Annotated in this window: 18 protein-coding genes and 2 pseudogenes; 14 read left to right on the forward strand and 6 right to left on the reverse strand. The window is 73.0% G+C overall.

Annotated features, from left to right (window positions below; translation table 11 throughout):
• The first annotated feature begins 106 nt into the window (after positions 1-106).
• The 3 genes from AQJ58_RS05935 to AQJ58_RS05940 all read left to right on the forward strand — a co-directional run bounded on the left by AQJ58_RS05935 (position 107) and on the right by AQJ58_RS05940 (position 3224).
• Positions 107-1909: a lytic transglycosylase domain-containing protein gene (locus tag AQJ58_RS05935; RefSeq protein ID WP_067245424.1), complete on the forward strand. Its 1803-nt coding sequence runs from the start codon at positions 107-109 to the stop codon at positions 1907-1909.
• A 166-nt stretch (positions 1910-2075) separates the two neighbouring features.
• The gene (locus AQJ58_RS42325; protein ID WP_107121964.1) at positions 2076-2210 is read left to right on the forward strand and encodes an SPW_0924 family protein; all 135 of its coding nucleotides are present in this window, start codon (positions 2076-2078) and stop codon (positions 2208-2210) included.
• A gap of 21 nt (positions 2211-2231) precedes the next feature.
• Positions 2232-3224 (forward strand): cell envelope lipid trafficking protein PgfA, encoded by a 993-nt coding sequence (locus AQJ58_RS05940; RefSeq protein WP_067245426.1) that lies wholly within the window; start codon positions 2232-2234, stop codon positions 3222-3224.
• Positions 3225-3240: 16 nt separating this feature from the next.
• On the opposite strand, the gene hrpB is transcribed toward AQJ58_RS05940, so the two are convergent.
• Positions 3241-5781 (reverse strand): ATP-dependent helicase HrpB, encoded by a 2541-nt coding sequence (gene hrpB, locus AQJ58_RS05945; protein WP_067245848.1) that lies wholly within the window; start codon positions 5779-5781, stop codon positions 3241-3243.
• 25 nt (positions 5782-5806) lie between these two features.
• Positions 5807-6712 (reverse strand): class I SAM-dependent methyltransferase, encoded by a 906-nt coding sequence (locus tag AQJ58_RS05950; RefSeq protein WP_420712132.1) that lies wholly within the window; start codon positions 6710-6712, stop codon positions 5807-5809.
• A 319-nt stretch (positions 6713-7031) separates the two neighbouring features.
• Between AQJ58_RS05950 and rpsA the strand changes: the two genes are divergently transcribed.
• The 4 genes from rpsA to AQJ58_RS05970 all read left to right on the forward strand — a co-directional run bounded on the left by rpsA (position 7032) and on the right by AQJ58_RS05970 (position 10808).
• Entirely contained in the window at positions 7032-8522 is a 1491-nt protein-coding gene (gene rpsA / locus AQJ58_RS05955; protein WP_067245429.1) for a 30S ribosomal protein S1, read from the forward strand.
• 174 nt (positions 8523-8696) lie between these two features.
• Positions 8697-9635 (forward strand): PAC2 family protein, encoded by a 939-nt coding sequence (locus tag AQJ58_RS05960; protein WP_067245434.1) that lies wholly within the window; start codon positions 8697-8699, stop codon positions 9633-9635.
• Positions 9636-9768: 133 nt separating this feature from the next.
• Positions 9769-10377 carry a dephospho-CoA kinase gene (coaE, locus tag AQJ58_RS05965; RefSeq protein ID WP_067245435.1) on the forward strand — a complete coding sequence of 203 codons (609 nt, stop codon included), beginning with the start codon at positions 9769-9771 and terminating at the stop codon, positions 10375-10377.
• Positions 10378-10427: 50 nt separating this feature from the next.
• Complete coding sequence (locus AQJ58_RS05970; protein WP_067245436.1) at positions 10428-10808, forward strand: tetratricopeptide repeat protein; 381 nt, start codon at positions 10428-10430, stop codon at positions 10806-10808.
• Positions 10809-10821: 13 nt separating this feature from the next.
• Here AQJ58_RS05970 and AQJ58_RS05975 read toward each other — a convergent pair whose 3' ends face one another.
• On the reverse strand, positions 10822-11088 hold the full coding sequence (locus tag AQJ58_RS05975; RefSeq protein WP_067245437.1) for a DUF6343 family protein: 267 nt from the start codon (positions 11086-11088) through the stop codon (positions 10822-10824).
• Between the two features lie 214 nt (positions 11089-11302).
• Between AQJ58_RS05975 and AQJ58_RS05980 the strand changes: the two genes are divergently transcribed.
• A complete protein-coding gene (locus tag AQJ58_RS05980; RefSeq protein WP_079078707.1) occupies positions 11303-11986 on the forward strand; it encodes a class I SAM-dependent methyltransferase in 684 nt (227 codons plus the stop codon).
• A gap of 50 nt (positions 11987-12036) precedes the next feature.
• Entirely contained in the window at positions 12037-12771 is a 735-nt protein-coding gene (locus AQJ58_RS05985) for a uracil-DNA glycosylase (RefSeq protein WP_067245852.1), read from the forward strand.
• A gap of 87 nt (positions 12772-12858) precedes the next feature.
• On the opposite strand, the gene AQJ58_RS05990 is transcribed toward AQJ58_RS05985, so the two are convergent.
• Positions 12859-13560 (reverse strand): GntR family transcriptional regulator, encoded by a 702-nt coding sequence (locus tag AQJ58_RS05990; protein WP_067245439.1) that lies wholly within the window; start codon positions 13558-13560, stop codon positions 12859-12861.
• Positions 13561-13707: 147 nt separating this feature from the next.
• On the opposite strand from AQJ58_RS05990, the gene AQJ58_RS05995 reads away from it, so the two are divergent.
• The 5 genes and pseudogenes from AQJ58_RS05995 to AQJ58_RS44240 form a co-directional block, all read left to right on the forward strand.
• Positions 13708-15174 carry an NCS1 family nucleobase:cation symporter-1 gene (locus AQJ58_RS05995; protein ID WP_067245445.1) on the forward strand — a complete coding sequence of 489 codons (1467 nt, stop codon included), beginning with the start codon at positions 13708-13710 and terminating at the stop codon, positions 15172-15174.
• Positions 15175-15179: 5 nt separating this feature from the next.
• Entirely contained in the window at positions 15180-15902 is a 723-nt protein-coding gene (locus AQJ58_RS06000; protein ID WP_267892046.1) for an aspartate/glutamate racemase family protein, read from the forward strand.
• 232 nt (positions 15903-16134) lie between these two features.
• On the forward strand, positions 16135-18009 hold the full coding sequence (locus AQJ58_RS06005) for an FUSC family protein (protein ID WP_067245447.1): 1875 nt from the start codon (positions 16135-16137) through the stop codon (positions 18007-18009).
• Between the two features lie 233 nt (positions 18010-18242).
• Positions 18243-18419, forward strand: coding sequence for a hypothetical protein (locus AQJ58_RS43745; protein ID WP_199844529.1), 177 nt, complete (start codon positions 18243-18245; stop codon positions 18417-18419).
• 91 nt (positions 18420-18510) lie between these two features.
• A pseudogene (locus tag AQJ58_RS44240) lies at positions 18511-18600 on the forward strand (short-chain dehydrogenase); the annotation flags it as partial.
• A gap of 69 nt (positions 18601-18669) precedes the next feature.
• On the opposite strand, the gene AQJ58_RS06010 reads toward AQJ58_RS44240, so the two are convergent.
• On the reverse strand, positions 18670-19110 hold the full coding sequence (locus AQJ58_RS06010; RefSeq protein WP_067245448.1) for a hypothetical protein: 441 nt from the start codon (positions 19108-19110) through the stop codon (positions 18670-18672).
• Positions 19111-20042: 932 nt separating this feature from the next.
• A pseudogene (locus AQJ58_RS06015) lies at positions 20043-20693 on the reverse strand (ATP-binding protein); the annotation flags it as partial.
• Positions 20694-20746 lie beyond the last annotated feature (53 nt).

Genomic DNA, 20746 nt, shown 5'->3' on the forward strand with positions numbered 1-20746 from the left:
GGGCGGTCCGATCGTCACAACAGCCGCAGGGGTCGCCACAGCCAACACGGGCTCGTGGCGCAGTCAGGGACACGGACGCCGGGCGTCCACGGGAGGGGTTCGCTTCATGTCGTCGGCGCATTTCGGCAGGAGGCTGCGCAAGGGAGCGGTCAACACGACCGTGGCCGCACTGGCGGTCGCGGCCCTGGCCGCGTCCCAGGCACCGGACGTCACGGCCGGCGGTGTGAGTGGGGGCGGCAGCGGACAGGCCGCCGCCGACAGTCCGTTGGCCGCTGACGCGAGCACCGACGGCAGCGCCACCGGCAACTCGCCGTACTACACGGACCTGCCGCCGCTGAACAGCCCGAACCCCGCGCCCAGCTCCAGCGTCACGGGCCCGGTCGCCACCGGCACCTCCGAGGCGGGCATCCCCGCGACCGTCCTGGACGCCTACAAGAAGGCCGAGGCCGAACTCGCGCAGTCCAAGCCGGGCTGCAACATGCCATGGCAACTCCTCGCCGCCATCGGCAAGGTCGAGTCCGGGCAGGCCCGCGGCGGCAACGTCACCGCCGACGGCACCACCGTCACCCCGATCCTCGGCCCCGTACTCGACGGCAACGGCTTCGCCCACATCAGCGACACCGACAACGGCGCCTACGACGGCGACAGCACCTACGACCGTGCCGTGGGCCCCATGCAGTTCATCCCCTCCACCTGGGCCTGGGCGGGCCGCGACGGCAACGGCGACGGCAAGAAGGACCCCAACAACATCTACGACGCCGCGCTCGCCGCCGGCCACTACCTGTGCCGCAACAACTGGGACATGTCCACCACCTCGGGCATGCGCAGCGCGATCCTCAGCTACAACAACTCGACGGACTACTACAACACCGTCATGTCGTGGCTGGAGTACTACCGCAAGGGCACCCACTCCATCCCCGACGGCACCGGCTCCGTGCCCTCCCACCGCAACGACGACGAGCCGAGCACGCCGCCCACCCCGTCGACGCCCGGCACCCCCTCGCCGCCGAGCACACCCGGCACCCCCTCGACGCCCGGCACCCCGGCGCCCACCCCGACCGACACGGTCGACCACCTGGAGAACGCGGGCAGCACGACCAAGCTCACCGCGATGGCGGGCGACGCCTTCACCACCAAGGTCAGCACCCGCGCGGAGACCGCGGCCGGCAAGGCCGTCGCCAAGGTCAGGGTCCGCTTCACCATCGTCGGGGACACCGACCTCGCCTTCACCGGCGGCGAGAGCGTCGCCACGGTCGCCACCGACAGCAGGGGCGTCGCCGTCGCGCCCGCGCTCCAGGCGGGCGAGAAGACCGGCACGTTCACCGTCCGCGCCACCGTCGTGGGTCGCACGATCACCGCCTTCGACTACAAGGCCACCGTCACCGCGCGCGCCGCCGACGCCCTCGCCCGCACCACCGACACCGCGCTGACCACGGTCGCCGGCGGCGAGTTCGCCGACCAGGTCGCGGTGAAGGCCACCTACAAGGGCGCCGCCGCCGACAAGGTCGCCGCGACCGCCACCCTGATCACCTCGGCCGACGACCCGACCGCCAACGACAAGGGCCCCTACTTCAAGGACGCCTCCGGCAACCCCGTCCGTACCCTCACGGACCTGCGGACCGACGCGGACGGCGTGTTGCAGCTGCCGAAGCTGTACGCCGACGACACCGCCGGGACCTACCTGCTGCGCATCACCACCACCGGCGGAGCGACCCTCACGGTCGAACTGACCGTCACGGCCGCCGCGTCCCCCACTCCGGACCCGACGCCCGGCGAGTCGTCGAGCACGAGCCCGTCCCCGAGCGCCACCGCCACCTCGAGCGCGAGCGCGAGCGCCACCGCCTCGGCGAGCGCGTCGGCGTCTGCGTCGGCGTCTGCGTCGGAATCGACGTCGGCCTCGGGGTCGTAGCGCTCACGCACCCGCTCCCGTACGGCCACTGCGGCGCCCCTCCCGGCGGAGGGGCGCCGCAGTGCTGTCCGACCTGTTCTCATCTCACCCGCCGGTTGCTACGGTGCCGCAGCTGACGCCCAGTCAGCTCCAGTGGTCGGCAGACCGTACTCGCCGGGAGGTCCGCATGCGCGCCCTGATCGCCGCCGCGACCGGTCTCGCCGTCGCGCTCGCCCTCGTCCTCACCGTCTCCGCGATCGGCACACCCACCGGCAGGACCTCACCGAAACCCCTGCTGACGACCGTGCCCGCCCACCCGTGACCGCCCCGCAGGGAGGCCGAGATGCGCCGCAAGACAAGCCTGGTCCTGCTCGCCCTCGCCGTGTTCTGCGCGGCACTCGCCCCGCTCGTCCGCTGGTACGCCTTCCCGCGCCTGGCCAAGATCCCGGCGAACGAATACCAGACGATGGTCCTGGAGGCGAAGAACGCCACCCTCCTCGACTACGGCACCATGACCGCCCGCACGGTCCCCCGGGTGACGATCGTGCAGACCCTCAAAGGTGACGTGGCGGCCTCCGAGAAGATCGAGAGGACCGCCGGCCGGGACGTCGTCGTCTGGGACGGCCTGTCCTACATCCAGGGTCCCGACGGCAAGATGGTCTCCGAGGTCCCCGAGCGCTACATCTTCGACGCCCGCACCCAGGAGCCCGTCCACGCTCCCGGCGAGTCCGTCGACGGCGACCCGGTCCGCCGCGAGGGCATCGAGTTCAAGTGGCCCTTCCTGACCGAGAAACGCGACTACGAGTACTTCGACGCCCAGACCCGCACCAGCAACCCCATCCACTACCAGGGCACCCGGGACTTCCGCGGGGTGAAGGTCTACTACTTCGAGCAGACCATCCCCTGGACCAAGGTCTCCCTGCCGAAGACGATGCCCGTCGCCGGCATCACCCCCGAGACCGTCGCCAGGACCGGCACCACCCGCTGGTACACGACGGTCCGCAGGTTCTGGGTGGAACCGCTCACCGGCGCACCCGTCTACGGCGAGGAGATCCACAAGGAGGAACTGCGCGGCGGCACCCTCCTCGGCGGCCGGGCCGAGGTCACCGCGTTCGCGGGCCACGTCAAGATGCGCGAGGACTACACCGAGCACACCGTCGCCCTCGTCAAGCACAACCGCACCCTGGTCCTGCTCATGACGTCCTCCGTGCCCTGGGGCTGCCTCGTCCTCGGCGCCCTGCTGCTCGCCCTGGCCCTCTGGCTGGAGGCCCGCGGCCGCCGCCCGGCGGCCCCGCCGGACGCGAGGACGGCCGACCGGGAGCCGGTGACCGTCTGAGCGTCACCGGCCCCGCTCACCGCCTGAGCCGCGCGGTGGTGTGCCGCGTCGGCTCGGCCGTGGCCGGATCCTCCGGCCACGGATGCTTCGGATACCGGCCCCGCAACTCCGCCCGCACCCCCCGGTACCCGTCCTTCCAGAAGGACGCGAGATCGGCGGTGACGGCGGCCGGCCGCCCGGCGGGCGAGAGCAGATGCACCAGCAGCGGCACCCCGGCGATCCGGGGGGACTCCTGAAGCCCGAACATCTCCTGCACCTTCACCGCGAGCACCGGCCGCGCCGGATCCGCGTAGTCGATCCGGATCCCCGACCCGCTCGGCACGGTGATCCGCTGCGGCGCCAGCTCGTCCAGCCGCGCCGCCTCCCCGGACGCCCAGGGCAGCAGCCGCCCGAGCGCCTCCCCGGCGTCGATCCGCCCCAGGTCCGCCCGCCGCCGGGCCCGGCCCAGCTCGGGTTCCAGCCATTCGTCCACGCGCGCGTGCAGCGCCTCGTCCGACACCTCGGGCCATGGCTCCCCCCGGTGCAGCCGCAGGAACGCCAGCCGCTGCCGCAGCGTCCGCGCCTCCGCCGACCACCGCAACAGGCCCAGGCCCTCCTGCCGAAGCCCCTCCAGCAGGGCCTCCCGGACGAGAGCGGCGTCCGCGTCCCGCAGCGGACGCATCGTCAATTCCACCGCCCCGAGCCGCTCGACCCGCCGCGCCACGACGTCCCCGTCCGCCCAGCGCACCTCGTCCCGCTCCTGAAGCAAGGCACCGGCGGCCGCGCGCGCCACGTCCTCGTCCACCACCGCGGCGAGCTGCACGCGCGCGTGCCCCTTCCCCAACGGCCGGTCGGCGACGGCGACGGCGAGCCAGGGAGCGGACCGCAGGGACGAGCCGTCACCGAGCCCGGCACGGGTCCCGGAGACCATGAGGTACGAGCCACCGTCGGCCTTGGCGACCCGCTCGGGAAAGGCGAGGGCGGCGACGAGCCCGGCGGCACGATCGTCGGAGACGCCCGCTCCGGCCTCGCGCCCGCCGTCCGGCGCGGAGCCATGAGCGGGCGGCCGGGACACGTCGGCCAGAACGCCCCGCAGCCGCCGGACCTCCGCACGCCACCTTCCGGCATAGGCGTCACCCCCACGCCGGACACGGCGCAGGGCGGCGCCCAGATCGTCCCCGTACTCCCGCGGAGCCTCCTCGCTCAGCAGGGCGACCACCTCCGCGGCGCGCTCCGCCCCCACCGACGAGGCGCCGTCCAGCAGGGCCCGCCCCAGCCGCGGGTGCAGCCCCAGCCGGGCCAGCCGCCTCCCGTCGTCCGTGACCCGACCGGCGGAGTCGACCGCCCGCACAGCCGTCAGCAGACCGCGCGCCGCCGCCATCGCCCCGCCCGGCGGCGGGTCCAGCAACGCCAGCCCCGACGCCTCGGGATCGCCCCAGCAGGCCGCCTGGAGGGCGAACGCGGTGAGGTCGGCCACCTTGATCTCCGGCGCCGGGAAACGCGGCAGACGAGCGTCCTCCGCCTCCGTCCAGCAGCGGTACACCACCCCCGGCGCCTCCCGCCCGGCCCGCCCCGCCCGCTGGCGCGCCGCCGCCCGCGAGGCCCGTACCGTCGCCAGCGCGCTCAGCCCGCGCGCATGGTCCACCCGCGGCTCCCGCGCCAGCCCCGAGTCGACGACCACCCGCACCCCGGGAACCGTCAGCGAGGACTCCGCCACCGAGGTCGCCAGCACCACCCGGCGCCGCTCACCCGGCGCCAGCACCGCGTCCTGCACGGCGGCGGACGCCCGCCCGTGCACCTGGAGCACGTCCACCCCGTCCAGGCCCCCGAGCTGCCCGGCGACCCGCGCGATCTCCCCGACACCCGGCAGGAAGCACAGCACGTCCCCGGGCCGCTCGGCCAGCGCCCGCCGCACCACCGACGCCACGTGCGCCAGGAGCGCCGGATCCACCCGCATGCCGTGCGGCGGCCGTACCGGACGGGCCGGGGGAGCCCAGACCACCTCCACCGCGTGCGCGGAGCCGTGCGCCTCCACCACCGGCGCCCCGCCCAGCAACCGCGCCCACCCCTCGGTGTCGGTCGTCGCGGACGCGGCCACCAGCCGCAGCTCGGGCCGCAGCGTCTGCCGTACGTCCCACAGGAAGGCGGCCGAGGTGTCCGCGTCCAGATGCCGTTCGTGGCACTCGTCGAGCACGACGACGTCCACGCCGGCCAGCTCCTGGTCGCGCTGGAGCCGCTGCAACAGGACGCCCGTCGTGACGACCTCCACGCGCGTGTGCCGCCCCACGACCCGCTCCCCGCGGACCGTGAACCCGACGCTCCCGCCGGGCTTCTCGCCCAGCAGCCACGCCATCCGCCGGGCCGCCGCCCGCGCCGCGATCCGCCGCGGCTCGGCCACCACCACCCGCCGCGCCGGCCCCTCGCCCAGCAGCCCGGCCAGCGCCGGCGGGACGAGCGTCGTCTTGCCGGTACCGGGCGGCGCGGCCAGGACGGCGGTGCCGTGCCCGTCCAGGGCCTCGGTCAGGGCGGGCAGGGCGGCGCGCACGGGCAGCGCGGCCAGGGCGTCGTCACGGAGGATCACGCCCCCAGTGTCGTACGCCGGCTCAGTCCCGTGCGCAGACGAAGATCGCCGTGCCCGGGATCAGGTTGCCGCGCAGCGGGGACCAGCCGCCCCACTCGGAGGTGTTCCACACCGGCCACTCCGGCTCCGCAACGTCGACCAGGCGGAAACCCGCCGCGGCGATGTCACGGACCCGGTCGCCGAACGTGCGGTGGTGCTCGACGTAGACCGCCTGACCCCGCTCGTCCACCTCGACGTACGGCGTCCGGTCGAAATACGAGGCCGAGACGGTCAGCCCCTCCGGGCCCGGCTCGTCCGGGAACGCCCAGCGGATCGGGTGGGTCACCGAGAACACGAACCGCCCGCCCGGCCGCAGCACCCGGCGGACCTCCCGCAGCACCAGCACCGGATCGGCCACGAAGGGCAGCGCCCCGTACGCCGAGCAGGCCAGGTCGAAGGAGCCGTCGGAGAAGGGCAGCGCCCCGGCGTCCGCGCACACCAGCGGGAACGCCCCGCCGATCCGCAGCGCGTGCTGGAGCTGGCGGTGGGAGAGGTCCAGGGCGACCGGACGCGCCCCGTGGGCGGCCAGCCAGCGCGAGCACTGGGCCGCGCCGGCGCCGATCTCCAGGACGTCCTTGCCCTTGAGGTCCTCGGCCGGGCCGAGCAGCTCGGCCTCCACCTCGTCCAGGCCCTCGGGGCCCCAGACGAAGCGGTCGTCGCCGAGGAACGTGCCGTGCTCGATCTGGTACTCGTCCGCGTTGCGGTCCCACCAGCCGCGGTTGGCCCGGGAACTCTCCGTGACGTCTGCGTCGCGCCTGGTGGCCTCCGGCTCGATGGCCGGGTCGGACAGGGGCGCGGACGATGCGGGCTCTTGGATGATCGGCTCCCTCGTCGTACTCTTCCGTGCAACCCGCCCGACGGTGCCACTCGACGTGTTCCGGAGTGTCACCGGAGGGGCTTCCTGCGGCCCGCGTGACCTCAGGAGAAAGGTTGTGTGCCGGTTATGCGGCGTTCTGCCCCGGGTGTGCGCCTTCGCGCATTGACCCTGCCCGGCTGCCCCCGTATGCTACAAGTTGCGCTGCGGGCCTGCGCACCTCAGACGGAGCAGGCTGCGCTCGCATCTGTTGTATGTCCCCTCGGTTGTCGAGGCGCATCACCGGTTCGGCCGGTGGGGCGCTTCTTGAGCTGTCCGGCTTCATCAGAGCGATACGGGCTCCCGGCGTAGCAGTACCTACGACTTTCTGTCCGTAACCGGAGCCCTTTCCCACATGACGAGCAGCACCGAGACCACCGCCACCACCCCGCAGGTTGCGGTCAACGACATCGGTAACGAGGAAGCCTTCCTCGCCGCGATCGACGAGACGATCAAGTACTTCAACGACGGCGACATCGTCGACGGCGTCATCGTGAAGGTCGACCGGGACGAGGTCCTGCTCGACATCGGTTACAAGACCGAAGGTGTCATCCCGAGCCGCGAGCTCTCGATCAAGCACGATGTCGACCCCAACGAGGTCGTCGCCGTCGGCGACGAGATCGAGGCCCTGGTCCTCCAGAAGGAGGACAAGGAAGGCCGCCTGATCCTCTCGAAGAAGCGCGCCCAGTACGAGCGTGCCTGGGGCACCATCGAGAAGATCAAGGAAGAGGACGGCATCGTCACCGGTACCGTCATCGAGGTCGTCAAGGGTGGTCTCATCCTCGACATCGGCCTCCGCGGCTTCCTCCCGGCCTCCCTGGTCGAGATGCGCCGCGTCCGCGACCTCCAGCCCTACGTGGGCAAGGAGCTCGAGGCGAAGATCATCGAGCTGGACAAGAACCGCAACAACGTGGTCCTGTCCCGCCGTGCCTGGCTGGAGCAGACCCAGTCCGAGGTCCGCCAGACGTTCCTCACGACCCTGCAGAAGGGTCAGGTCCGCTCCGGTGTGGTCTCCTCGATCGTCAACTTCGGTGCCTTCGTGGACCTGGGTGGCGTCGACGGTCTGGTCCACGTCTCCGAGCTGTCCTGGAAGCACATCGACCACCCCTCCGAGGTCGTCGAGGTCGGCCAGGAGGTCACGGTCGAGGTCCTCGACGTCGACATGGACCGCGAGCGCGTCTCCCTGTCGCTGAAGGCGACCCAGGAAGACCCGTGGCAGCAGTTCGCCCGCACCCACCAGATCGGCCAGGTCGTGCCCGGCAAGGTCACGAAGCTGGTTCCGTTCGGTGCGTTCGTCCGCGTGGACGAGGGCATCGAGGGTCTGGTCCACATCTCCGAGCTGGCCGAGCGCCACGTGGAGATCCCGGAGCAGGTCGTCCAGGTCAACGACGAGATCTTCGTCAAGGTCATCGACATCGACCTCGAGCGTCGTCGCATCAGCCTCTCGCTGAAGCAGGCCAACGAGTCCTTCGGTGCCGACCCGGCCTCGGTCGAGTTCGACCCGACCCTGTACGGCATGGCCGCGTCCTACGACGACCAGGGCAACTACATCTACCCCGAGGGCTTCGACCCCGAGACCAACGACTGGCTCGAGGGCTACGAGACCCAGCGGGAGACGTGGGAGCAGCAGTACGCCGAGGCGCAGACCCGCTTCGAGCAGCACCAGAAGCAGGTCATCAAGTCCCGCGAGGCCGACGAGGCCGCTGCCGCCGAGGGCGGCGAGGCCGCGGCTCCGACCGCGACCGGTGGCTCGTACTCCTCCGAGGGCGCGGACACCTCCGGTGCCCTGGCCTCGGACGAGGCGCTGGCCGCTCTGCGCGAGAAGCTGGCCGGCGGCCAGAGCTGATCGCTCACCGAGCAGCAGCTGCACTGAGCAGTAGCTCCTGACTGAGGGGCCGCACCTTTCGAGGTGCGGCCCCTCGGCTTTTTCCGCCTCCCCGCCGAGCAAGCACCCGCGCGGCGGGAATGCCCACGCCCGTAGGCGCGTTGACATGGAGGAACACGAGGAGGAGCGGTCCAGGTGCTTGATCCGCAGGGTTTGTACGCATGGGAGCCGAAGGGGCTGGCCGTGGTCGACATGGCGCTCGCCCAGGAGTCGGCCGGACTTGTCATGCTCTACCACTTCGACGGATACATCGACGCGGGCGAGACCGGCGAGCAGATCGTCGACCGGGTCCTCGACTCGCTGCCCCACCAGCTCGTCGCCCGCTTCGACCACGACCGGCTGGTGGACTACCGCGCCCGTCGGCCGCTGCTGACCTTCAAGCGCGACCGCTGGACGGAGTACGAGGAACCCGCCATCGAGGTGCGGCTCGTCCAGGACACCACCGGCGCACCCTTCCTGCTCCTGTCCGGCCCCGAGCCGGACGTCGAGTGGGAGCGCTTCGCCGCCGCGGTGAAGCAGATCGTCGAGCGCCTCGGCGTACGCCTGTCGGTGAACTTCCACGGCATCCCCATGGGCGTCCCGCACACCCGCCCGGTCGGTCTGACCCCGCACGGCAGCCGCACGGACCTGGTCCCCGGCCACCGCAGCCCCTTCGACGAGGCCCAGGTCCCCGGCAGCGCCGAGGCGCTCGTCGAGTACCGCCTCATGGAGGCCGGTCACGACGTCCTCGGCGTCGCCGCGCACGTCCCGCACTACATCGCCCGCTCCGCCTACCCCGACGCGGCGCTCACCGTCCTCGAGGCGATCACCGCGGCGACCGGACTGGTCCTGCCGGGCATCGCCCACAGCCTCCGCACGGACGCCCACCGCACCCAGACCGAGATCGAGCGCCAGATCCGCGAGGGCGACGAGGAGCTCACCTCCCTCGTCCAGGGCCTGGAGCACCAGTACGACGCCGCCGCCGGCGCAGAGACCCGGGGCAACATGCTCGCCGAACCGGCCGACATCCCCTCGGCGGACGAGATCGGCCTGGAGTTCGAACGCTTCCTGGCGGAACGCGAAGGCGACAACTGAGCGCTGGCGCCGAGGGGCCAGTGGCAGGGGGGCCAGCGGCAGGGGGCCAGCGGCACCGGGCCCGGCGGCACAGCCGGTACGGCTACGGGGCCTGCGGGGACGGCGGTCCCCGGCAGGCCCTAAGCTTCGCCTCATGCTGAAGGTGGGCCTGACCGGCGGGATCGGCGCCGGCAAGAGCGAGGTGTCGCGGCTGCTCGTCCGGTGCGGAGCCGTGCTGATCGACGCCGACCGCATCGCACGCGAGGTCGTCGCGCCCGGAACACCCGGGCTGGCGGCGGTCGTCGACGCCTTCGGCGAGGACGTGCTGACCGCGGACGGCAGCCTGGACCGGCCCCGGCTCGGCTCGATCGTCTTCGCCGACCCCGAGAAGCTGGCCGTCCTGAACTCGATCGTGCACCCCCTGGTCGGCGCCCGCTCCCGCGCACTGGAGAGCGCCGCCCCCGAGGACGCCGTCGTCGTCCACGACGTCCCCCTCCTCACCGAGAACGGCCTCGCCGCGCTCTACGACCTCGTGATCGTCGTCGACGCGGACACCGACACCCAGCTCGACCGGCTGGTCCGGCTGCGTGGCATGACCGAGGAGGACGCCCGCGCCCGGATGGCCGCCCAGGCCACCCGCGAGCAACGCCGGAAGATCGCCGACATCGTCATCGACAACGACGTACCGCTGCCGGAGTTGGAGCGGCGCGTGCAGGACGTGTGGGCCGAGCTGACGCGCAGGGCGCGGCAGTCCACGGAATAGGGGCGCTCGTTCCGCGCGTTGAACCCTGCCAGCAAGGGAAGGATTTTTCCGTGCCCGATACCAGCGGTTCGACCGGACGTACTCCGGAGACGCACGTCATCGACTTCCGTGCCGCGGAGCAACTGCTCGCCGCACGGGACCCGCGGGGCGCGGTGAAACTGCTCGACAGTGTCATAGCCGCACACCCCGAGAACACGGCCGCCCGCCTGCTGCGCGCCCGCGCCTTCTTCGCCGCCGCCCAACTCAGGCCCGCGGAGCTGGAGTTCACCGTCGTACTGGAGCGGGAGCCGGACAACGCGTACGCGCACTTCGCGCTCGCCCGCACCTACGAGCGGCAGGGCCGCGCAGACCAGGCGAAGCGCCACTTCCGGCTGGCGGCCGCGCTGGACCCCAACCCGCAGTACCTCAAGGCGGCCCGCTTCGAGACCTGACCGGGCCGGGCGGTCACGGGTGACGCTGGTCCGGCGGCCGGTAGGGCGGGATGTCGCGGCCGGGCTGGTAGTGCGGGCCCTGCCGCAGGTGCCGGACGATCATTGCCAGATCCACGCCGACCACCACCGAGAGCACTCCGCAGGCGGCCGCCCAGCCGGGACGCCCCGCGAGGGAGAACGCGGCCGTCCCGAAGACCGCCCACACCAGTCCCCACACGCTCAGCCAGGCACGCATCCGCAGTGCACTGCGCGCTGTCGTCGGCTCACTGCCTGTACGCATCGGGTCACCACTCCTCCTCTGCAACGTACTCTTCCGTCCCCGCGTTCTCCAGGGAGACGGAGGGCGCAAGAGGGCGCCGCGGGGCGACGGAGGGCGCCGCGGGGCGACGGAGAGTGGCTGAGAACGGCCGGCTCCCGTGACACGAACGGGTGAACGTGTGCGAGAGGGGAACGGCTGAGCGGAAGCGGGCCGTTGGACGGGCATGCGACTTGAGATGCGACACGGATACGCGGGCACGGGCCCAGGAGCGATCACCCCGGACGGCTGCGCGGTCGAGTTCTACTCACGGCTGCCGGTGCGGGACGAGCCGGACGTCATCGCCGCGGCGGTCCCCGCCGGCGCGCACATCCTCGAACTCGGCAGCGGGGTCGGCCGCGTCACCCACGCCCTCGTGGACCGCGGGTTCACCGTCACCGCGGTGGACGAGTCCCCCGAGATGCTGGAGCGGGTCCGGGGCGCACGCACCTTATGCGCCTCCATCGAAGACCTCGACCTCGACGAGACCTTCGACGTGGTGCTGCTCGCCTCCTTCCTCGTCCACAGCGGCGACCTGGAGGTCCGCCGGAGCATGCTCCGCGTCTGCGCACAGCATCTGGCCGCCGGAGGGTGCGTCCTGATCCAGCGCGAGGGCGCCGACTACCACACCGACGTGCCCCGCCAGCGCGTCGACCCGGCCGGCTTCACCGTGCGCGTGCTCTCCTCGGAGCCGATCGGCGACGGCGTCCGCTCCGTCCACGCGGAGTTCGAGTTCCCGGACGCGACCTGGACCCAGACCTTCCTCTCCCGACCCCTCACCGAGAAACAGTTCGAGGAGGCGCTGGCGGAGGCGGGCCTGACGGTCGACCGGTATCTGACGGAGGACGGGATCTGGGCGAGAGCGGTGCCCTCGCACCGATGACGTCCGGGGCCTCGCCCTCCCGGCCCGGCGGCGGCGCGTACGGTGGAGCCATGGGTGCGGCACACCGCTCCGGTCCCACCGGTCCCACCAGTCTCGCCGATCTCGACCGGCGGCTCGTGGCATGCCGGGCGTGCCCTCGGCTGGTGGAGTGGCGGGAGGAGGTGGCCGCCGTCAAGCGGGCGGCGTTCGCCGACTGGACGTACTGGGGCCGCCCGGTGCCCGGCTTCGGTCCGCCGGACGCCCGCCTGCTGATCGTGGGGCTCGCCCCGGCGGCGCACGGCGGCAACCGCACGGGCCGTATGTTCACCGGCGACCGCTCCGGAGACGTCCTGTACCGGGCGCTGTACGAGCTGGGGCTCGCCTCGCAGCCCACCTCCGTCGCCGCGGACGACGGGCTGCGGGTGTACGGGGTGCGGGTGACCGCGCCGGTGCACTGTGCGCCGCCCGCGAACAGGCCCACGCCCGAGGAGCGGGACACCTGTCGGTCCTGGCTCGTCCGGGAACTGCGGCTGCTGCGGCCGACGCTGCGCGCGGTCGTCGTCCTCGGTGCGTACGGCTGGCAGGCCGCACTGCCCGCGTTCGCCGAGGCGGGCTGGGCGGTACCCCGTCCCCGGCCGGTGTTCGGGCACGGGGCACGGGTGACGCTGGCGGGGACGGAGGGACCACTGGAGCTGTTCGGCTGCTTCCACGTCAGCCAGCGCAACACCTTCACCGGCCGGCTCACCCCCGAGATGCTCAGGGACGTCCTGCGCACGGCGGCGGAGGCGGCGGGACTGCCCGGGTAGCGGCCCCGGTGGGGTGGCGGACGGCGGCGCGGGTGTCGAGCGGGGCGCCGGCGGCGGCGTTCCGGGCGCCGCCGGCCGCGCCGGTCATCACGCCCGTCCCTCCCGCCGGGTGTCCGACCCCGGGAGCCCGGGGGAGAGGTCCCCGAAGAGGTGCCGCACGCTGGAGCGGTGGTTGGCCTGGACGTGTCGCAGGGCGTGGGCGCGGGCCCGGTCGGGGTCGCCGGAGGCGATGGCGTCGTACAACTCGCGGTGTTCGGCGAGGAGCTGGGGCCACTCCTCGTTCTGCCGGGTGAGCCAGCGCATCCGGCCGTCGACGGGTTCCATGACCGAGATCAGCAGGCTGTTCCCGGCCATCGCGAGGATGCCGTCGTGGAAGCGGGTGTTGACGTCCGTGATCGTCTCGGCGTCCCCGGCGGCGGTGGCGGCGGCCGCCTGGTCGAGGAGAGCGCGCAGCTCGGCCAGGGCGTCCGGGGTGGCGCGGGCGGCGGCCAGTCCGGCCGCGTACACCTCCAGCGCCTCGCGCAGTTCGAAGAGTTCCTCGACGTCCTCGGGGGTGAGACGGCGGACGACGGTGCGGCGCGCCGACTCGAAGAGGACGAAGCCCTCGGCGACCAGGGACCGGATGGCCTCCCGGACCGGCACCCGTGAGACGCCGAACCGTTCGGCCAGTTCGCGCTCGACGAGCCGGTCGCCGGGACGCAGGCGGCCCGCGATGATGTCCTGCCGCAGGGTGGCCAGGACGCGTTCGCGCACCGCTCCGAGGGGTTCGATCTTCGCCGAGGGGCTCATGAGGCCATCTTCGCCGACCCCGGGGTGCTTTTACGGAGCCGTAACGGGACGGACATCGGTCGCAACGCTTGACGGGAGCACCATGGCCGCAGTTTGGTATACCAAACGAGGATTCCGCATCCGGCGATCCACCTCCTGGAGGCCCCCGTGTCCCTCGCCGACAGCGCCGAAGCCACCGGCGCACCCGCGTTCGTCCCCGACCCCCGGCTCACCAACGAAGACCTCGCCCCCGCCGAGAAGCGGAACTGGAAGGTCTTCGACCTCTTCGCCATGTGGATGTCCGACGTCCACAATCTCGGCAACTACACCTTCGCCGCCGGTCTGCTGGTCCTCGGCATGAACGTCTGGCAGGTCTTCACCTCCCTCCTCGTCGGCTTCGTGCTCATCTACATCGGCATGAACTGGATGGGCAGGATCGGCCAGCGCCACGGCGTGCCCTTCCCCGTCGTCAGCCGGATCAGCTTCGGCGTCTGGGGCGCCAACATCCCCGCCCTCATCCGGGCCGTGATCGCCATCATGTGGTACGGCATCCAGACCTATCTGGCGTCCGTCGCGGTCAACGTGATGCTGCTGGCGGCCTGGCCGGGCCTGGAGTCCTGGACCCACCACTCCTTCCTCGGCCTCGACGCCCTCGGCTGGGTCTCCTTCGTCTCCCTCTGGCTGATCCAGGCCCTGATCATCAGTCAGGGCATGGAGTCCGTCCGCAAGTTCCAGGACTTCTGCGGCCCCGCCATCTGGCTCGTCATGATCGCGCTGGCGGTCTGGGTGCTGGCCAAGGCCGGCTGGACCATCTCGCTCACCACCACCCCGCACCCCGTCTCCGTGGGCGAGCAGTGGCGGCAGTGGTTCGGCGCGATCGGCCTGATCCTCGCCACCTACGGCACGCTGATGCTCAACTTCTGCGACTTCTCGCGCTTCGCCCCCGACTACCGCACGGTCCGGCGCGGCAACTTCTGGGGTCTGCCCGTCAACTCGACGGCGTTCGTGGTGGTGTCGGTCATCGTCACGGCCGGCTCGCTGGAGGTGTTCGGCGAAGCCATCACCGACCCGGCCGAACTGGTCGCCAAGGTCGGCAACACCTGGGTGCTCGTCCTGGCCGCGCTGACCTTCGCCGTCGCCACCATGGGCGTCAACATCGTCGCCAACTTCGTCTCCCCGGCGTACGACCTCGCCAACGTCTGGCCCCAGAAGATCAGCTTCAAGGTCGGCGGCATGATCAGCACGGTCGCCGCGCTCGTCGTCACCCCCTGGAACCTCTTCTCCAACCCGACCGTCGTCAACTACTTCCTCGGCGGCCTCGGCGCCTTCCTCGGCCCGCTGTTCGGCGTGATCATGGTCGACTACCACCTGGTCAAGCGCGGCCGCGTCGACGTGAACGAACTGTTCGACGCCACCCCCGGCTCCCGCTACTACTACCGCAAGGGCGTCAACCCCAAGGCGCTGTGGGCGTTCCTGCCCTCCGCCGCGGTCGCCGCGGTCCTCGCCCTGGTGAAGACCTTCAGCGACGTCGCCCCCTACTCCTGGTTCATCGGCACGGCCCTCGCGGCCGGCCTCTACGTCCTGCTGACCCGCACCGAGCGGGCGGCCGCCCCCGAACAGCCCACGGAGGTCTGAGAAGCGTGCGCACCGTACGGATCGTCGTCACCAACTGCAACACCACGCAGGAGATGACCGAGGAGATCGTGCGAGGTGCCCGGGCCGCGGCAGGCCCGGGCACCGCCGTGCTCGGCCTCACTCCCGCATGGGGACCGGAGTCGGCGGAGGGCTGGCTGGACAGCTACCTCTCGGCGGCCGCCGTCATCGACCGCCTGCGCACCTACCACGGCCCGCCGTACGACGCCGTCGTCATGGCCGGCTTCGGCGAACACGGCCGCGAAGGCGTCAGGGAGCTGGTCGACGTCCCCGTCGTCGACATCACCGAGGCCGCCGCCCACCTGGCCTGCCTCCTGGGCCGCCGCTACGGCGTCGTCACCACCCTGGAACGCTCCTGCGGCCAGATCGAGGACAGCCTGGAACTCGCCGGCGTCGGCCGCAACTGCGCCGCCGTCGTCGGCACCGGCCTCGGCGTCCTCGACCTCGGCGACCGGGAACGCACCGAGGCGGCGTTCCTCACGGCGGCCGAACAGGCCCGCGACGCGGGCGCGGAGGTCCTGGTCCTGGGCTGCGCCGGCATGACGGGCCTCCAGACGACGGTGGCCGAGAAACTGGGCGTGCCCGTCGTGGACGGCGTGGGAGCCGCGGTGAAGCTGGCGGAGTCCCTGGTGCACCTGGGCCTGACGACGAGCCGGGCGGGGAGCTTCGCACGACCGGTGCCGAAGAGACGGGTGTGGGGGAAGCCCTGAGCCCGCGCCCGCGGCCCCGCTCCCGCATTCCCGCCCCTTCCCCACGAGAAGTGCCCTTCCGGGCGTTGCGTTCATAAAGAAGGCGGGATCGGGCCCAGCCGTCACCTTGCCGCAACGCAACCGCCCCCCGATCCCCCGAACCACCCCCTACCGTGGACACCACAGCCCACCGCTGACCGCCCCGGCCGTCGTCGCCCGAAGGCACACCCGCCCTCGATACGACAGGAGCCCCGTGTCCCCGCGTTCCGCCGTTGCCGTTCGCACAGTCCTGCCGCCCTGGCTCGCCCACGCCCTGCGCACCCAGCGCGGACCCGTCCCCTGGAGCGCGGTCACCCGCGGCGCGCTCGCCGCCGGGCCGCTGCTGCTGACCGCCGTCCTCACCGACCGCGTGTCCCTCGGCGTCGTCGCCGCCATCGCCGCGATGCTCGCCGGGATCAACGACCGGCCCGGCAGCAGGCGCGCCGCCGTCAAGCGGCTCGGCGCGCCCGCCCTCGCGGGAGCAGCCGGCATGCTCGTCGGGACCTACGTCGGCGACCAGGTCGGCGCCGTCGCGCTGACGGCCGGACTGACCGGCCTCGGCCTGCTCGCCGGAGGGATGAGCGCCATCGGACCCGTCGCCTCCGGCGCCGGGACACAGCTGCTGGTGGCGGCGGCCATCGGCGCCGGGATGCCGGTGCCGGAAGCGGGCTGGGCGCGCGCCCTCGCCTTCCTCGCCGGCGCCGGCTGGCTGCTCGCCCTACGGCTCGCGCTGCCCACCCCCGGCGCCCTGACCGGCGACTTCCGCTTCGACGGGGAGCGCGCCGCCGTCTCCGAGGTGTACGACGCCGTCGCCGACCTCCTCGACGCCGCCGGCACCCCCCACGCCACCGGCCGCCGTGCCGCCCTCACCGCCGCCCTCGACCACGCCCAGGACGCCCTCACCGGCCCCCGCCTGCGCCGCTTCGCCAGCTCCGCCGCCGAACGCCGACTGCACGCCCAGTACGCCGCCGCACTGCCCCTCGCCGAGGCCGCGACCGCCCTCGCCTGGGCCGGGGAACCCGTCTCCGCCCGGGCCGCCGAAGGCCTCCGGCGGCTCGCCGCCGCCGTACGCGACACCACCCCCACCGGGCCGCTGCCCGCCCCCTCCCGGTCCGCGCCCGCGCTGCGCGCCCTCGACGACGCACTGCTGCACGCCGCCGAGGCCTTCGACCAGGGCGGCGGAGGCGACCTGCACACCCGCCGGCGCAGCCCCCGCGCCCTGCTGCGCACCGCGTTCGGGGCGGGCGGGCGCGAGTACGGCCTGCGGGTCGCCCTCTGCTTCGGCGCCAGCGCGGCCATCGCCCAGGCCCTGCACCACTCCCACTGGTACGGGCAGCACACCCACTGGTACTGGCTGCCCGCCACCGCCGTCTTCCTCGTCAAGCCCGACCTCGGACCGCTGGTGTCCCGGGTGCTGTGCCGGGCCGCCGGGACCGTGCTCGGCGCCCTGCTGTTCGCCGCCTTCGCCGCCGTGCTGCCACGGCCGGAGGGACTCGTCGCGCTGGTCGCCGTCTGCGGGGCGCTGATCCCCGTCTCCACCCGGCACTTCGCCGCGCAGACCGCCGTCGTCACCGTGCTCGTGCTGTCCCTGGTGATGGTCGGCGGCGAGCCGCAGGCCTCCGTCAGCCGCATCGCCGAGACCCTGCTGGCCTGCGCGATCGTCATCGTCGTCGGACACGTCCCGATGCCGGGGGAGCGCGGCGGTCGGGTACGCGCCCGGCTCACCGCGGCCACCGGCGCCGCGCACGCCTACCTCAGCCACGTCCTCGACGGCCCCGACGACCGCGCCGTCCGCTGGACCCTGCGCCGCGAGGCCTACCGCACCCTCGCCGAGGCCCGCACCGCCATCGCCCACGCCGCCCACGAACTGCCCGCCCTCGCCCGGCACACCGAGGGCACCGACGAGGTCGCCGCCCTCCTCGAACGGCTCGTCGACACCACCACCGCCTGCGCCGTCCACCTCGACGACACCGGCCGGCTCGGCCCCGGGCACCGGGCCCTGCTCGCCGAACTCCTCGGCGAACTCGCCGCACGCCGCGACCGCCTGGGCCTGACGAGCCCGGCACCCGAAGTGCCGCTCGCGGTCTGACGGCTTCGCTCCGCGCGCCACGGCCCCGCAACCACCGGCGGGCACCCCTGTCCGCCCTCACGGCGGGTACGACTTCTGATACACACCGTGCCGGAGATGTCCGGAACGTGACCGGATCCTCACGGTCCGCGCCGAACCCGTGTCAACTACGTCTCAGTAACGCAACCGAGCGAGCTTCCCGGCCTCCGGAGGGCGTTAACTCCTACGAGTACAACGCTTTCTGGAGGTGCGAGATGGTGAACGGGCGAACCGTGCTCGAGCGCTTTCCCGCAGGCGGGCCGCGCGGATCGTGGCCCGCGGAGGAGTTCGCGCACGCCCGCCGCATGGAGGGACTGGCCGCCGAGGTCGTCATGGACCTCGCGACCGACACCTTCCTGGTGATCGTCCGGGGCGGCGACGCCACGGACTGACCTGGTGGGGTCGTGCTGCCGCTCGGTGCGGCTCGGTGCCGCTCGGCCCGGCACCGGCCACGACATCCGGGAACCGACCAGCCCCGACGACATCCTCTACCTCGCGGGTCCCGCGGCGGCCAGTGTCACCGGCACCGCCCTCGCGGTGGACGGCGGTACGCAGGGACTGCGGCTGCGCCCGATGCGAGGTGCCGTATCCGAGGTGCCGTATCCGAGGTGCCGTAGGGGAGGACCCGTGCACCGACAGGGCTCAGGCGCTGATCGGGCGGGACCAGGTGGGTGTCGTGCCCGTGAGGCGGCACAGGGCCAGGTAGAGCGGGATCGGCGGAGTGTACGGAAGGGTGCCGTCCGGTCGGTGGATGAGGTCCGGGGCGGGCAGTGACTCCGGGACGATCGCACCGGGTGTGTACCGCGCCGGGGCGGGCCACTCCAGGGCGTAGTCGGAGTCCGACGGGACGAGCCACCACCAGTGCGCCTCGTCGGCGTAGACACAGCCCACGCGGGGCAGCCGGGGCATGAGCAGCGGGCCGATACCGACCGGTACGACCACGGCGTCACACCCCAGCGGGGAGATCATGCCGTCCGGCATGGCCAGCCGCCGGGGCGGCTCCGGGACGGGGCCCAGATCGCGCCGCAGCCGGACGAGGGTGTCGAGGGAGCGCACCGACCTGCGGCCGGGCGCGCCGCTCATGCCCTCCCCCGCTCTCGGCTTCTCTCGAACCGGGCGAGCCCCGTGCCGCCCCCGACGCCGGGGAACGGACGCGGGACGGAGACCTCGCCGACGGGAGTGACCGGAGCGGGGGAGTGGCCGGTGGCCTGGTGGGGCGTGGTGCGGGGGTCCGCGCCGCGCTCGTCCACGCGGAGGGCGTCGGCCGCGCCGTGATCCGGGGCGCGGTGGGCGGCTGCGGTGCCGTGATCCGGTGCGCGGTGGGCCGGTGCGCGGTGATCAAGCGTGCGGTGCTCTGTCGCGCGGTGGTCGGGCGTGCGGTGCTCTGTCGCGCGGTGGTCGGGCGTGCGGTGCTCTGTCGCGCGGTGGTCGGGCGTGCGGTGCTCTGTCGCCCGGTGGTCGGTTGAGCGGTGCTCGGGCGTGCGGTGCTCAGACGCGCGGTGGTTCAGCGGGTTGTGACCGTGGATGTGGCCGACGGCGGTGTGCCCCATGGGTGCGTGCCCGAAGACGGCCTGGTCCAGGGCGCGGTGACTCGGTCCCTGGTCCTCCAGGACGCAGAGGTCGGACACCCGCTGTTCCGGGATGCGGCGCTCCGGGCCGAAGGGGCCGGCCGGGCGCTGCTCCGGGACGTGGTGCTCCTTGGCCGGGAGCCTGCCCGAGGTCCCGCTGAGGGGCTTCGGCATGCCGGAGGGGGCCCGACGCATCAGCTCGGCCGCGTACGCCTCCGCCGCACCGCGTGACGGCGTCCGCCGGGAATCGGCCGGCCGGGAATCGGTGGGCCGGGAATCGGTGGGCCGGGAATCGGCCGGCTCTGAAGATGGCTCGGAATCGGTCCGGCCGAGGTGCGGCCGGCCAGGCTGTGTCCCACCGGGGCGAATCTGTTCGCCGTGGGTCTGCTCGCCGTGGGTCCGCTCGTCGTAGGTCTGCTCGCCGTAGGTCCGCTCGCCCTGGACCCGGTCGCGGTGCATCTGCTCCACCGCCTCGTCCTCGTCCCCGGGGCCGTCGGCCGGGCCGGGCTTGGGACGGGCGCCCCAGCCGAGGTCGTCGCGCGGTTCGGCGTACTCCTCGACGGAGGCGTCGGCGCCGACGGGCGGCTGGACGGCCGCCTCCGGTCCGTCCGCGCCGCGCGGCAGGTCGGCCCAGACCAGCAGGCCGGAGCCGTGCTCCTGGGCGCCCCACGCATGACAGAGGGCCTCGACGAGGAGCAATCCCCTCCCGTGCTCCTCCTCGGGACGCTGCGGCGAAGGATGCGGATTCTCGGCGGTACAGCCCTGATCGCGCACTGCTATGCGCAGGACGTCGTCACCGTCGAGCAGCTCGCACACGACGACATCGCTGGCGGTGTGCACGATCGCATTGGTGACCAGCTCGGATATGACGAGAGCCGCGGTGTCGCAGGTGTCCTCGCACACCGACCAGCCGGTCAGCCGGGCCCGTGCCAGGCGTCTGGCCTGGGCGGGGGAACCCGGATGGGCGGCCAGCTCGAATCGGAACCGGCGCTCGGCAGCGGCCTGTTCGGGGCCTGCTCCCGGGGCGGCACCGAGACCCTGGGGGCGGCCTGCGGCGGCGTCTGTTCCTAAAGGCGCGGACGGAATCACGCTTGCCACTATCGCCGCGCCGTGAACACTTGGCAAGTGTCACTCTGAAAAATGCAGAGTGC

It is taken from the genome of Streptomyces sp. DSM 15324, assembly GCF_001514285.1.
In the GTDB taxonomy this organism is placed as follows: Bacteria; Actinomycetota; Actinomycetes; order Streptomycetales; family Streptomycetaceae; genus Streptomyces.

What these genes read in the sequence shown, in the direction of transcription:
- AQJ58_RS05980 (WP_079078707.1), top strand. Translation starts at nt 11,303, where the DNA reads ATGCGACACGGATACGCGGGCACGGGCCCAGGAGCGATCACCCCGGAC.
- AQJ58_RS05985 (WP_067245852.1), top strand. Translation starts at nt 12,037, where the DNA reads ATGGGTGCGGCACACCGCTCCGGTCCCACCGGTCCCACCAGTCTCGCC.
- AQJ58_RS06010 (WP_067245448.1), bottom strand. Translation starts at nt 19,110, where the DNA reads ATGAGCGGCGCGCCCGGCCGCAGGTCGGTGCGCTCCCTCGACACCCTC.
- coaE (WP_067245435.1), top strand. Translation starts at nt 9,769, where the DNA reads ATGCTGAAGGTGGGCCTGACCGGCGGGATCGGCGCCGGCAAGAGCGAG.
- AQJ58_RS05975 (WP_067245437.1), bottom strand. Translation starts at nt 11,088, where the DNA reads ATGCGTACAGGCAGTGAGCCGACGACAGCGCGCAGTGCACTGCGGATG.
- AQJ58_RS05940 (WP_067245426.1), top strand. Translation starts at nt 2,232, where the DNA reads ATGCGCCGCAAGACAAGCCTGGTCCTGCTCGCCCTCGCCGTGTTCTGC.
- rpsA (WP_067245429.1), top strand. Translation starts at nt 7,032, where the DNA reads ATGACGAGCAGCACCGAGACCACCGCCACCACCCCGCAGGTTGCGGTC.
- AQJ58_RS05990 (WP_067245439.1), bottom strand. Translation starts at nt 13,560, where the DNA reads ATGAGCCCCTCGGCGAAGATCGAACCCCTCGGAGCGGTGCGCGAACGC.
- AQJ58_RS43745 (WP_199844529.1), top strand. Translation starts at nt 18,243, where the DNA reads ATGGTGAACGGGCGAACCGTGCTCGAGCGCTTTCCCGCAGGCGGGCCG.
- AQJ58_RS05935 (WP_067245424.1), top strand. Translation starts at nt 107, where the DNA reads ATGTCGTCGGCGCATTTCGGCAGGAGGCTGCGCAAGGGAGCGGTCAAC.
- AQJ58_RS42325 (WP_107121964.1), top strand. Translation starts at nt 2,076, where the DNA reads ATGCGCGCCCTGATCGCCGCCGCGACCGGTCTCGCCGTCGCGCTCGCC.